A 14,669-nucleotide genomic window follows, 5' to 3' on the forward strand; every position below is an offset into this window, starting at 1 on the left:
TGGCAGTAGAATCGCTCAATAATAAGGTTAAAGTGATCAAATCAGCAGTGAAATCGCTCAATAACAGGATTAAAGTGATGAAACTAGCAGAACAATTGTTCAAAATGGGGTTAAGCTGTTCAAAACAGCCAGAAGTCCACTCAATCTCAAATTAAAAAAGGGGGGAGAAGTTCATGACATTGCGTATTGTTTCGGGGCGTTCGGGAACAGGGAAATCCGCTTTTATTTATAAGGAAATTGTCGAGCAACTCAAGTCAGATCCATTAGGTCATCCTATTTTTATTATTGTTCCTGATCAGATGTCCTATTCTACAGAATATGAACTAACGAATAAACATGGTGTACAAGGTTTAATTCGTGCACAGGTGATGACATTTAAACGTTTAGCATGGCTTGTGCTGCAGGAGACAGGTGGGATTGCTCGTAAAGAAGTAAATGGCTATGGTTATCGCATGCTGATTCGCAAATTGTTAGAGGAACAACAAAGCGGATTCTCTTTATTTCGACAAGCTGCTGGCAAACGTGGCTTTACAGAGGAAATTGAAGCGCTGTTAAAGGAGTTTAGCCGTTATAGTGTCAATAGCACTGTTTTAGCAGAGGTAATAGCCTCGTTAAAGGCAATTGATGCACCGCATACATTACAGGCTAAAGCAAGTGATTTGCATGTTGTGTTACAGGCATTAGAGGAACAGCTTGGGACAACCTATGTCGATAGTGAGGGCTATTATCCAATTCTAACTGAGCAATTAAAATATGCAGAAACAATGAAACAAGCGACTATTTATATTGATGGTTTCACAGCCTTTACTGTGCGAGAGCTAGAGCTAGTGCGAGAATTATTAAAGGTTACGAGACAAGTAACAGTTGTTCTACCATTCGATCATATGGATGAGGCATTCGATGAGCAGGCTTTATTTCATGAGGCGGCATTAACCAATCAACGACTGCATGATATTGTACAAGAAGAAGGCATTGAAGTTGATGCACCAATCCATTTTTATCATACAAGAAGATTCTCTTCCAACGATTTACAGCATATAGAGGCTCGATTTGCTGATATAGTGCCGCAAACAAAAAAAAACGTAGGAGATGTACAGGTGTTTGAGGCGTCTAATCGCCGAGCAGAGGTGCATGCCATTGCCCGGGAAATAACGAAGCTAACTAGGGAAGATGGTTATCGTTATCGTGATATTGTACTACTGTATCGCCAGGCGGAATTATATGATCCACTTATTACAAGTATTTTTCAACAATATGAAATTCCTATTTTTACAAATACAAAAAAGACAATGCTTCACCATCCTTTAATTGAGCTAAGTCGTTCCGCATTAGAGGTAATAACTTCTAATTGGAAATATGAGCCTGTTTTTCGTAGTGTCAAAACAGATTTATTTTTCCCATTACAGGCTGAGTTAGCGATTTGGCGTGAGCGTGCAGATCGTTTAGAAAATTATTGCTTAGCACAGGGGATTTATGGAGAACGCTGGTTTGAGGAGTCTCGTTGGTTTTATAAAAAATATCGTGGCTTAGAGTTCCATTCGCGTGTACAAACAGATGAGGAACGAGCAATGCAGGCAGAAATCGAGGCCATTCGAGATGAAATTCGTCAACCATTAAAAAATTTGCAGGATCAGCTTGAACGAGCGCAAACAGGACGAGCAATAGCGACTGCTTTATTTGAGTTTATAGAGGCATTGCATGTTTATGATAAGCTTCAAGCCTTAAAGGATCGTGAGCTTGAGCGAGGTGATGCGTTAGCGGCAAGCGAGCATGAGCAGGCATGGCATGAATGGGTAGCTGTGCTAGATCAATTTGTTTATATGTTTGGAGAGCAGGGGCTGTCTCTGGAGGAAGCGGCAAAGATTCTTGATGAAGGCTTTGATACTTTAGAATTTTCGAGAATTCCGCCTACCTTAGATGAAGTGATGGTAGCGACGGTTGATTTAGCGCGACTTTCTGATATAAAAGCGGCTTTTGTAATAGGGATGAATGATGGTGTTTATCCAACACGAATGGACTATGAGGGCTTATTATCGGATACAGAACGTGAATGGTTTAGTCAAATTGGCTATGAACTTGCCCCAACCTCCGTTAATCGCCTATTGCAGGAGAATTTTCTATTTTACCGCGCGGTGACAACGCCATCTCATAAGCTTTATATGACATACCCTACAGCAGATGAAGAGGGTAAAGCGTTGCTAGCTTCCATCTATATAAAGAAGATAATTGGCAATACTAGCACACCTGGACTATTATGTGATGTCCCAGTAGAACGTGTTGTCATCGACCCAATCGAATTATTGGAGGGCGATGTTTTACCCTATTTACGTCATCCACGTACTGCTTTAGCGCATCTAATGGTGCAGCTACGTCAGGCTGAGCATAGTCGTGAATTAGCACCAGAATGGCTGGCATTGCAAAAATTTTATAAACAAGACCCTTACTGGGCATTAATTTTTGAACGTGTGCGCTATCCGATTACCCATAAAAATAAGGCAGAGCCCCTTGAAGCCTATATTACGCAGGAATTATATGGACAAAAGCTAACATCAAGTGTTTCTCGCATTGAAAAATATTTTAGATGTCCATTTTCCCATTTCACAACGTATGGTCTACGTTTAGAGGAACGTGCTGAATATCGTTTGGAAACCTTTGCGATGGGTGATTTATTCCATGAAGCTTTAAAGTGGATTACCGAAGAAACACATCGACAGCAGCTATCATGGATACGGTTAACAAAGCAGCAAATTAAACAATTAGCACGTCAGGCTGTGGAGCAAATTGTGCCTGTCTTTTCACAGCAAATTTTACTATCGAGTGCGCGTTATCGTTATATTCAACGTAAGCTTATTCGTATTGTTGAGCGCACAATGACAGCATTAACACAGCATGCCAATGTCTCTCACTTTAAGCCAATTGCTATTGAGGCATCGTTTGGGCCAGGGCAGAATGAGCAGCTCCCACCGCTTGAAATTGATTTAACAGGTGGCAAAAAAATGTTTATGCGAGGACGTATTGATAGAGTGGATAGTGCAACAATCGATAATCGCTCTTATTTACGCATCGTTGATTATAAATCATCCGCTCGTGATTTGGACTTAAACGAGGTATATTATGGACTGTCCTTACAGGTTCTCACTTATTTAGATGTGGCTATGGAAAACAGCTCTTATTGGCTGCCAGGTGAAACAGAGCCAGCGGGTGTCCTATATATTCACGTCCACAATCCAATGCTAAAGCTCGATAAGGATTTAACAGCTAGTGAAATCGAAGAGGATCGTTTAAAGCAATATAAAATGAAAGGTCTGCTCGTTGAAAATGCTGAGGCTATTTTATCAATGGATGAGCAACTAGAGGAAAAAAACGGACATTCTAAAATAATTCCCGTTTATATGAAAAAAGACGGAACACCATCTGAATCACAATCACGTATTGTGCCTGTCAATGATATGAAAAATCTACAGCACTTTGTACGGCGCAAGCATCAGGAGGCAGGGAATGGGATTTTAGCTGGTGATACAGCCATTAGTCCTTATAAATTAAAAACAAAAACAGCCTGTGATTACTGTCAATTTGCCGCGGTTTGTCAATTTGATCCATCAGATGGCAAGCAAAGCTATCGTCAGTTAGTACAGGCAAAGCCGAATGAAATTGTTGATATGATTCGGAAGGAGATGAAGTAGCGTGGGACAAACAATACCTGTAAAGCCAGCAGATGTGACATGGACGGATGATCAATGGAAGGCGATTTATGCTAGTGGTCAGGATACACTTGTATCAGCTGCGGCAGGGTCGGGAAAAACAGCAGTCCTAATTAACCGTATGATTGAAAAGGTGATCGCGACTGAAAATCCTATTAATGTAGATGAACTGCTTGTTGTAACCTTTACGAACGCATCGGCTGCCGAAATGCGTCATCGTATGGCGGAGGCGCTGGAAAAGGCGATCGAAAAAAATCCAAACTCTCAGCATTTACGGCGTCAGCTTAGTCTTGTTAATAAAGCGCAAATTTCAACATTGCATTCCTTTTGTCTAGCCATTGTAAAGCAATATGCCTATTTGCTTGATATTGACCCAGGCTTTCGCATTGCCAATGAAGCTGAAGTTGCTTTATTAAGAGATGATATTTTAGCAGAGGTGCTAGAGCAAGCGTATGATGCTGAGGATGAGACACAAGTGCAAGCCATCTATCGTCTTGTTGATAGCTTTACCTCAGATCGTGATGATCAGGCCATTGAAACACTGATTAGCAAGCTGTATGATACATCTCGTGTCCATGCAGAGCCACAAAAATGGCTATGGAGTCTGCCAAAGGCCTATGAGTTAGCTGAGGATATAACGATTGACGATTTAGCGCTTTCTCAGTATGTGAAATTGACGGTTCGCCATAGTTTGGAGGAAGCCTTTGTACTTATTTCAGAAATGCGGGCAATAACATTACAGCCCGCAGGACCTGCCCCGTATGCGGAAACGGCAGAAATTGATTTTGCTATGATTCAAGAAGGGATTCGCATTAGTCAGGATGGTACATGGCAGGAGTTATTTGATTATTTTGCAATGGTGAAATGGTCTACGTTAAAACGACTATCCAAGGATGCTTTAGTAGACGTGGAGCTACAGGAGCTTGCCAAGAAAAAGCGAGAAGCTGCCAAAAAAATGATGAATAAAATCAAAGAAACCTATTTCGTTCGTACACCTGCACGCTTGCTTGAGGAAATACGGTTAATGGCACCAACCATTACAACATTGGTGGAGTTAACAGTCATTTTTAGTGAGCAATTCCGACTGGCAAAGCTAGAGCGGGGCATTATTGATTTTTCAGATTTAGAGCATTATGCTTTGCAAATATTAACAGTAAAAGGTGAGGGCAAGCTGGAGCCTTCTCCTGTGGCATTAGATATGCAGAAGCGATTTAAAGAGGTGCTCGTGGATGAATATCAGGATGTGAATTTATTACAGGAAACGATTTTACAACTTGTAAAAATAGGCAGCGAGCAGGATGGCAATTTGTTTATGGTGGGCGATGTGAAACAGAGTATATATCGCTTCCGTTTAGCTGAACCGAAGCTTTTTATGCGAAAATATAGTGACTTTTTGGAATCACCAACAGCAACAGGTATGCGTATCGACTTAAACGCAAATTTTCGAAGTCGCAAAGAGGTGCTCAATGCAACAAACTATGTGTTTGCCCAAATAATGGGCGAGCGTGTTGGCGAAATTCAGTATGATGATAATGCATCCTTAAAGCCAGCAGCACCTTATGATGATAGAGAAATTCCTGTTGAGCTTGCAGTGCTGCATCCTTCACAGGAAGAGGAAGAAGCTGAAGAGGCAGAGGAAATAACGAATGAAGCCACTGAACTAGAGGAGCTTAAAAAGTCACAGTATGAGGCACGCTTTATGATCAAGCGTATCCAGCAGATGATGGCTGAGGGTACAATGGTTTATGATACAAAAACGAAGACAGAGCGACAGTTAAAATATAGTGATATCGTGATTTTAATGCGCTCGATGACATGGTCAAACGATTTAGTGGAAGAATTTAAGCTAGCTGGTATTCCGCTATACGCAGAGTCATCCAAAGGTTATTTTGATGCGCTTGAAGTAATGATTATGCTAAATGTATTAAAGATTGTCGATAATCCGTACCAAGATATCCCATTAGCTTCTGTGTTACGCGCGCCTTTTGTGGGCTTGACAGAAAATGAACTAGCTCAAATTCGTTTAGCTGATCCTAAAGTACCTTTTTATGACGCCTTACGACAATTTATTCGTAGCGAGGGACACGGTGTACAAACCGTTACCTTTGAGAAACTTCAACGATTTATGTTAGCTTTTGAACATTGGCGAGATTTAGCGCGCCGCGGCTCATTGTCAGACTTAATTTGGAAGATTTATTTAGATACCCATTATTACGAAATGGTTGGCGCGATGCCAAATGGTAAGCAACGACAGGCAAATCTTCGTATTTTACATGATCGTGCATTCATGTATGAGCGAACAGCCTTCCGCGGATTATTCCGTTTTTTACGCTTTATTGATCGAATGCGTACACGTGGAGATGATTTAGGGACAGCTAAATCGATAGGCGAGAAGGATGATGTTGTACGCCTTGTAACCATTCACTCTTCAAAAGGTTTGGAATATCCAGTGGTCTTTGTGGCAGGTATGGGGCGACCATTTAATAAGATGGATTTTCATCAGCCCTATTTATTTGACCAAGACTTTGGATTAGCAGTAAAGGCGATTGACCCAGAAAATCGTATTACGTATACATCCCTGCCGTTTTTGGCGCTAAAAGAGAAAAAGGAGCTTGAAATGCGAGCAGAGGAAATGCGTGTTTTATATGTAGCGATGACACGTGCCAAAGAACGGCTAATTTTAGTGGGCTCCGTGAAAAATTGGGACAAAACACGTGAGCGCTGGCAGGAGGCACAAAGCTTGTCAACAGATGCACCGCTACAGGAATACTTACGTGCTAGAGCTAATAGCTATTTGGATTGGGTTGGACCAGCCGTAGCAAGGCATGTGGATTTTGCCTCAGTCGCTACATCCACCTATAAGGCATTGGGAGATCCTTCACATTGGTCGGTACAAGCAATTGATACAAGCCAGTATTCATATGAAATAGAGGCATTAGAGGATGAGGTAGAGCAGTTGCTGGCAATGCCAGAAGATCAGGCTTTATTGTCTGAAATAACGACACGCTTCCAAGCACAATATGCCTATCAAAAATCAACAAGAAAACGCTCGAAAACGTCTGTTAGTGAAATTAAACGTTTAGAAAATTTACAGCGTCAGGAAGAACCTGAATTTTACTTTGCAGCACCTGCTAAGCGCAGTATCACGGCCATTGCACCGCGACCATTATTTTTACAGGAGCAGCAGCTAACAGGCGCTGAGATAGGAACGGCTGTACATACAGCGATGCAGCATGTGCCACAGCAGGGCTTTCACAATCTTGAGGAAGTAAGAAGCTTTGTGGCAGATTTAGTGGCAAGACAACTTTTAACAGAGACAGAGGGAGAAATTGTGCCACTAGCGAAGATTTTTCATTTCTTTACTACAGCTATTGGACAACGTTTTAAACGAGCAAAGCAAATACGAAGAGAGATGCCGTTTACAATTAGTCGAGTAGATGAGGATGGCGATGCTCAAATTGTGCAGGGGATTATTGATTGTCTATTGGAGGATGAGCATGGTCATTGGATCTTGCTCGATTATAAGACAGATCGTATTCAGTCGCATTTTGCCAAGGAGCCTGCATTATCAAAGGAAATACGAGATCGCTATGCTGTCCAGCTACGTGTCTATAGTGAAGCAATTGAAGCGATTCTTCATATTAAAGTAAGCGATAAAATAGTATATTTATTTGATAGTGGACAGAGCGTACAGGTATAAAGAGGTGAGTATCACGCAAGCAGAGCACTGGCATCTAATAGCTCTGCTTGTATCATTGTTTTGAGGAAAGAGGAGGCTTATGTTGTGGAGTTAAAACCAACAATGTTGCAGGAGCGAATTGCAACATTAGATATTTTACGAGGCATTAGTTTGATAGGTATTTTACTCGTAAATATGTATGCTTTTTATTTGCCAATGCCCCATATTGATTTGGTAACGTGGTTTAACACGCCATCTGATATCGTTTGGCAACAAAACTTAGATATTTATGTGCAAGGTAGCTTTTATCCGTTATTTGCAATGCTCTTTGGCTATGGGCTTGCCATACAATGGCAAAAGGCACAGAGTCGCGCACAAAATTTTTATCCACTAGGATTTCGTAGGCTCTTAGTATTATTTGTTTTCGGTGTTATCCATGCCGTGCTGATTTGGTGGGGCGATATTTTAATGATGTATGCCTTTTGTGGCGTTTTTTTATTGCTGCTACTACGTCTACGACCTATTTGGTTATTGCTGATTGCTATTATCCTTAATGGTATAATGCATGCTTTTACATTCTTAGCACTCGCATTTGTTAATGTTCCTGAGGCTGAGGGGTATTATGTGGATATTGTTTCGATTGAGCAAGCAATTACTGCATATGGAACAGGTACATGGGTGGATGCCTTTATACAACGGTTAGCAGATTTAGCTGTTCAAGCTAGTCCTCTTATGTGGATTGTCTCTTTATTTACAATTCTGCCCTATATGCTAGTTGGAGCAGCAGCGTCAAAATGGCATTTAGTGGAGCGTGCTAAGGAATTGAAGTGGCTCTGGATTACGCTAGCAGTGAGTGGGCTTGTAATAGGTATTTTCCTAAAAAGCTTACCTATTTTATTTACACGTACTCTTTTATTGGATAGCATAAAAATTTATATTGGAGGACCAATTCTATCTATTGGCTATATTGGTCTAGTTGTCCTACTTTGCTTATGGCCGTTTGTACCAAAACTGCTTCGTCCATTGGCGAATATGGGACGTATGTCATTGACAATATATATTATGCAATCGATTATTGGTACTTGCTTATTCTATCAATTTGGCTTTGGCTGGTATGGTAAAATCACAGTTGCTACAGGCGTTTTCATCGCTATCGGGATTATCGTGGTACAAATGGTTATAGCTGAAATTTGGCTATCCAAGTGGAAGCAAGGACCACTAGAGGCACTATGGCGTAAATTAACGTATAAGCAAAAAGTAGAATCGCATTAATATTTACCTCTTTATAGGCATAATCTATGAAGAATATAGCAACTTATAAAATTATTGTCGTAAAAGTAAAGCAATTTCTATCATATTGTTGTATTATGTAGAAAAAAGAAGGAGCTCTTAAAATCATGAAAATTTTATCATTCAAATTAGGTGGACATGTAAGCTTTGGACCAAAAGTAAAAAAAGAAGAAGCGGTATGGGATGTACTCGCTATTCAAAATGAACTTCAAGTTCTCCCTTCTTTTTCAAGTTCAATTGTGGATGGCATAGCTTTAGGCTTTGATTTTGTTGAACAGATTCGTAAATTAGTAGAAGCAGCAGAAAAGTCGGATCGTGCTGATAGTTTTAAACGTGAATTTACAGTTATTGAATGGTTATCACCGATTCCACGTACACCAAAAAATATTATGTGTGTAGGTAAAAATTATAATGAGCATGCGAAGGAAATGGGTGCGGAGGCAGCACCAACGGATTTAATGATCTTCACAAAATCACCAACAGCTATTGCAGCAGATGGACAAACTGTATCGATTCATGCTGAGCTTTCATCAAAAATGGATTATGAAGGTGAGCTTGCTATCGTTATTGGTAAACGTGGTAAAAATATTCCGAAAAACTTAGCATATGACTATGTATTTGGCTATACAATTGCTAATGATATAACAGCTCGTGATTTACAAGAAAAGCACCAGCAATTCTTCTTAGGGAAAAGCTTAGAGGGCACGTGCCCGCTTGGACCATATCTTGTAACGAAGGATGAAATTCCAAATCCACAAGATTTAACAGTCGTGACAAAGGTCAATGATGAAGTACGTCAAAATGGCTCTACCAAAAATATGATGTTCTCTGTAGAAACATTAGTAGCTATTCTCTCTCAGCATGTAACATTAGAGCCAGGCGATGTTATTTTAACAGGTACGCCAGCAGGGGTTGGCAAAGGCATGAACCCCCCACAGTTCTTAAAGGCTGGAGATACTGTAAAAGTATCTATTCAAGGAATCGGTACATTAGTCAATCACTTTGAGTAAGAATACGAATCCGTGTGAGTGCAATGCTCCGCGGATTTTTTATATGGTCAACATAATAAGTGAAAAGTTCACCTATTTTCATATAGTAGTTTTAAAATTTGCTGATTGTGAGTAAAGCAAGTCGCAAAGAAGTGCTAGTATATTTGTTCGTCTATTTTGTGAACGCTATTGTAAGATTTGAAACCCTTTCCATCACATGGTAGGATAGAGTTTGATAGAAAAAGAATGAGGTGGAACAAACATGAGTTTTTTAACGAGCCAAACGCATTTGCATATTACTACGTGGGTCGTGGCGATTGTTATCTTTTTAATTGCAGCGCTTATGGGCAAGCAATCAAAAGGCTTACATATGGCTTTACGTCTATTCTACGTACTAATTATTATTACAGGTGCAGCATTATTCTTCCAATATCAGACGGTTGACCCGATGATGTATGGTCTGAAATTTTTATTCGGTATTTTAGTAATTGGTATGATGGAAATGGTATTAGTGCGCCAACAGAAAAATAAACCAACAGGAATTTTTTGGATTTTATTTGCGGTATTCCTATTTATTACACTGTTCTTAGGTTTTAAATTGCCACTGAACTTTGATTTCCTAGCATAATAATTTGTAAAGGTCGTGAGGTGCTTGCTTCACGACCTTTATTGTGAGTAAAAAGAGAAGGGGTTAGACAGACACCTTTTTGCCGTAATTTATTTTGCATTTGTGGAAAATCTTTTGAAATGATAGCGACGTGCCAGTGTTATTTGGTAAAATGACGATGGATTGGTTTGAAAGAGAGGGAATAATAGTGAAATTCAAGAAGTGGATAAGTGCAACAGCTGCATCACTTTTATTAGCAACTTCATTCGTAAGTCTAGCGCCAGCGGCTTATGCGGATGAACCAGCAACAAGATCGATTGCGGAAGAAAGCATCTTTGATTTACTCGTTGACCGTTTCTTTAATGGTTCAGGCTCAAACGATTTTGATACAAATACGAAAGATCCTGAGAAATTTGCAGGTGGCGATTTTACAGGTTTACAAGATAAATTAAATTTTATCGGTGAAATGGGCTATACCATTGTTTCAATTGGCCCTATTTTTTCAACAGAAAAATATGATGGATCATTGCTAACAAGCTATACCACACTTGAGCGTCATTTTGGGACATCAGAAGAATTTCAAAGTGTTGTAGAAGCTTACAAGGCAAAAAATATGTCTATGATGGTGGATTTTCCGCTTAACAATGTAAGCCCAAATCATGAGTGGGCAAAGGATGCTACAAAAGCTGACTGGGTTGCTTCGACTAATAATGGACAAGTACAGTGGGATTTAACAAACAAGGATGTGCAAGAGGCACTTATCCAATCAGCAACTGAATTTGTTTCTACATATGGTATAGGTGGTGTGCGCTTAACAAATATTGCAGAGGCTGATACAGATTTTATCAATGAGATGATAGCGGCTTTAAAAGAAACAAAGGCGTCACTTTATGTAATTAGTAACGAAGAAAGCGATGCCAATTTTGATGCGGCTTTCACTCCAGCCATAGCGGAGATCTATCGTCATATGTTCAAAAATGTGGATATGGATTCATCGAAATTAATGGAGCCATTTACAGGAGAAAAGCCTGTACAGATTATGATTGATTCGTTGGAGACGTACCGTTTTACATTCGATTCTGCAACTGAAAACATGTTCCCGCCTACGCGTTTGAAAATGGCAATGGGGGCTTTGTTTATGTTGCCAGGGATTCCCGTTGTGCAATATGGAACCGAAATTGCGATGAATGGGGAGGCAAAACCTGATACACATCAGCTTTATAACTTTAAAACAGATACAGAACTGATTGATTATATTAAAAATGTTCAATCATTGCGCAATCAATCCGCTACTTTACGTAAAGGTGATTTTGAAGTTATTACAAATGACAATGGCTTACTTGTTTTTACACGTACATCAGATGAAGAAAAATGGGTTATTATGGTCAACAATACAAGTGCAACACAACGCGTTGACTTAACACCTGCACAACTGGGTGAAGGTAAAATGCTGAATGGGATTTTACATGAGGAAAAGGTTCGTTTAAATGAAAATGAGGTGTATCCTGTTATTTTAGATCGTGAAATGGTCGAAATTTATCAGGTTCGCAATGATAGTGGATTTAATATTCCATATATGGTAGCACTTGGATTAGTATGGGTAATCTTTATTGGCTTTGTAGTGATTATCATTAAACGAGGAAAAGCTCCTCGTCCAAAGAAAGATATACAGTCGTAGAATGTACTGAGGCTCATCATAATTAATTGTGTCCACCACAGAAGCTTAGTATATTTTAATTAATAGAAGAAGGCTATGCAAAAAGTGAAAATTTTTTGCATAGCCTTTTTGATTAGTTTTGATAATTTTTATTTGTAAAGAAAATTGCAATTGTGCCTGGCCCAACATGTGAGCCGATAACGGAGCCAATCATTGTGACTTGAATAGCCTTAGGTGAAAAGCGTTCCTGAATAGCTGCTTTCGCTTCATTGGCAAAGGTTATATCATCACTATGACTAATGCCAACAATTTTATCTGTAAAGCTGTCGCCACGCTCTTGCATTATATCCAACATACGTGCAAGAGCTTTTTTACGGCCACGTGATTTTTCGATCGGTACAAGCTTGCCGTCCTCTACATTTAAAATAGGCTTAATGCTCAAAAGCCCCCCTAAAAATGCACTTGCCTTTGATAAACGACCACCCTTTGCCAAATAGTCTAAATCTTCCACTGTAAATAAATGCTCTATTTGCGGGGCGAGTGCAGTAATTTTAGCTTGCATTTCCTCCAATGTTGTACCTGCATTGCGTAGACGAACAGCCTCTTCCACCACAAGACCATGTCCTAATGAAGCACATTTTGAGTCGATAATAACTAGCTTCAAGGAAGGATAATCCTCTAGTAATTGCTTGTGAATCATTTGAGCGGTGCTATACGTGCCGGATAATTCGGATGAAAAGGCGATATAGATTCCTTCTTCATCATTTTTAGCGAGATTTTCAAAGTGCTGTAAAAAAACCTCTGGTGATACTTGTGATGTTTTGGGATGTGCGCCTTGCCGTATAGCATCATAAATTTCTTTAGAATCAATGGAAATCACATCTTCATATTCTTCATTGTTCAATTGCACTCGTAAAGGGAGTAGCACGACATCATTTTCTTCATAGTAAGACTTTGGTAAATCACAGCCACTATCCGTAAATATTTTCATTTCTTGTCCCCCTTATTTTCAACACCTTTAACTTGAACTTACTACTTCACTAGGATAATTTCAAGCGCTCCATAAGTATTTTTGCAATGCCATCCTCATTATTCGTTGAAGTAATTTCATTCGCTATATTTTTTAGACTTGAAATACCATTACCCATTGCTACACCAAGTCCAGCATATTCAATCATTTCTAAATCATTATCTTCATCACCAAACGCGATGATGCGCTCACGTGGTATCCCTAAATCCTTTGCCACATGTGCAATGCCTACTGCTTTATTTAAGCCACGGCGTACGATTTCAATAATATGGAGTGGCGCACCCCAGCGACGGTGCTCAATGACCTCTGCATGGACGGCCTGTAAATGATCACGAATAATCGCTGAATTGGCTTCATTTGCTTGAATGAGCAAGCTTGTTGGATTCTCCTGAAGATGTATATATAAATCGCCGAGTGTGATTCTAGGATTCCCCATATTAAAAATATTTAAGATGCGATCATTCTCTGTATGCACATAAATATCGTCCTTTACCTCAGCAATAATATTTTCATATTCATAGCTATTGATGGAATCAACGACATCATGTACAACACTTAAGTCAATAGGTGTATGCACATGCTGCCAAGAGATATTTTTTGGATGATGCACATAAGCACCATTAAAATTGACAATGGGTGTTGTCAGTCCAAGTTCGTGATAATAAATATCACTTGCACGATAAGGACGGCCTGTTGCAATCATCACTGGATGCCCTTGTTCCTTCGCCTGCAATAATGTTTTTTTCGTTTGTGCTGAAATTTGTTGCTGGTCTGTTAATAATGTACCGTCTAGGTCTAATACGATTAAATGCGGTTTCATAGCTTGTTACCCCTTTCCTATAGTTTGAATAGTATCGTTTTGTCATGCATTCGTCAAAATTTTGTCACGTAGAAAAAAGTTTGTTAACATAAAAGAGGAGACAAAAGTTGGGAGTGACAAAAATGTTTGTAGAAAAAGAAGTTTGGGGCAATATACCTTTATTACATATACATACAGAGCATATGAATGAAGAAACCCCTGTAGTTATTTTTTTACATGGTTTTATGAGTGCAAAAGAACATAATCTACACTATGCGTATCAGTTGGTGCATAAAGGGGTGCGTGTCCTATTACCAGATGCAAAATTTCATGGTGACCGTAGCCAAGGCCTAACAGAAGGACAAATGAATGTAAAGTTTTGGGAGATTGTTTTAAATTCTATTCAAGAAGTACAACAACTATATAATGACTTGAAACATAAAAATTTATTAGCAAGCCAGCAAATTGGCATTGCTGGTACTTCAATGGGTGGAATTGTCACTTCAGGCTGCCTTAAGCTTTATGATTGGATTCAAACAGCAACAATATGCATGGGTGCACCGGGCTTTATTAAATTAGGTGAATATCAATTGCGACAATTTGCAAAAAATGGTGTGGATTGGCCAATGTCGGGGGAAGAAATCAAAAAAACAAATGAGCTGTTGGCGAAATATGATGTGAGTCTAACACCAGAAAAATTTGCTGGACGTCCTGTATTATTTTGGCATGGTAAGTTAGATAAAACTGTACCTTTTGATGAAACGTATAAATTTTATGAGACATTACGGGAATACTATAAAGCAAATCCTGAAGATTTACAGTTCTTAGTGAACAAAAAAGCAGGGCATGCGGTGTCACGGGATGGAATGCTCGCAGCAACAGAATGGCTTGCACAGCATTTGGCATAAGAGGGTGCA

9 protein-coding genes are annotated in these 14,669 nt (G+C 39.5%); 7 read left to right on the forward strand and 2 right to left on the reverse strand.

Annotation, left to right across the window (positions count from 1 at the left end; genetic code table 11):
* The first annotated feature begins 173 nt into the window (after positions 1–173).
* From addB to MHB44_RS04230, 6 genes are all read left to right on the forward strand, one after another.
* On the forward strand, positions 174–3,683 hold the full coding sequence (gene addB, locus MHB44_RS04205; RefSeq protein ID WP_341301683.1) for a helicase-exonuclease AddAB subunit AddB: 3,510 nt from the start codon (positions 174–176) through the stop codon (positions 3,681–3,683).
* A gap of 1 nt (position 3,684) precedes the next feature.
* Positions 3,685–7,401: a helicase-exonuclease AddAB subunit AddA gene (addA, locus tag MHB44_RS04210; RefSeq protein WP_341301684.1), complete on the forward strand. Its 3,717-nt coding sequence runs from the start codon at positions 3,685–3,687 to the stop codon at positions 7,399–7,401.
* An 84-nt stretch (positions 7,402–7,485) separates the two neighbouring features.
* Complete coding sequence (locus MHB44_RS04215) at positions 7,486–8,652, forward strand: DUF418 domain-containing protein (RefSeq protein ID WP_341301685.1); 1,167 nt, start codon at positions 7,486–7,488, stop codon at positions 8,650–8,652.
* Between the two features lie 125 nt (positions 8,653–8,777).
* Positions 8,778–9,680, forward strand: a complete 903-nt coding sequence (locus tag MHB44_RS04220) for a fumarylacetoacetate hydrolase family protein (protein ID WP_053993663.1) — start codon at positions 8,778–8,780, stop codon at positions 9,678–9,680.
* A 241-nt stretch (positions 9,681–9,921) separates the two neighbouring features.
* The gene (locus MHB44_RS04225; protein WP_053993664.1) at positions 9,922–10,287 is read left to right on the forward strand and encodes a YisL family protein; all 366 of its coding nucleotides are present in this window, start codon (positions 9,922–9,924) and stop codon (positions 10,285–10,287) included.
* A 187-nt stretch (positions 10,288–10,474) separates the two neighbouring features.
* Positions 10,475–11,944, forward strand: coding sequence for an alpha-amylase family glycosyl hydrolase (locus MHB44_RS04230; RefSeq protein ID WP_053993665.1), 1,470 nt, complete (start codon positions 10,475–10,477; stop codon positions 11,942–11,944).
* A 112-nt stretch (positions 11,945–12,056) separates the two neighbouring features.
* Here MHB44_RS04230 and MHB44_RS04235 read toward each other — a convergent pair whose 3' ends face one another.
* On the reverse strand, positions 12,057–12,914 hold the full coding sequence (locus tag MHB44_RS04235) for a DegV family protein (protein ID WP_341301686.1): 858 nt from the start codon (positions 12,912–12,914) through the stop codon (positions 12,057–12,059).
* Between the two features lie 49 nt (positions 12,915–12,963).
* Positions 12,964–13,773: a Cof-type HAD-IIB family hydrolase gene (locus tag MHB44_RS04240; protein WP_053993667.1), complete on the reverse strand. Its 810-nt coding sequence runs from the start codon at positions 13,771–13,773 to the stop codon at positions 12,964–12,966.
* Between the two features lie 122 nt (positions 13,774–13,895).
* Here MHB44_RS04240 and MHB44_RS04245 point away from each other — a divergent pair, with 122 nt between their 5' ends.
* Complete coding sequence (locus MHB44_RS04245; protein WP_341301687.1) at positions 13,896–14,660, forward strand: prolyl oligopeptidase family serine peptidase; 765 nt, start codon at positions 13,896–13,898, stop codon at positions 14,658–14,660.
* Positions 14,661–14,669 lie beyond the last annotated feature (9 nt).

It is taken from the genome of Lysinibacillus sp. FSL H8-0500 (assembly GCF_038051955.1).
GTDB classification, from domain to species: Bacteria; Bacillota; Bacilli; order Bacillales_A; family Planococcaceae; genus Lysinibacillus; species Lysinibacillus macroides.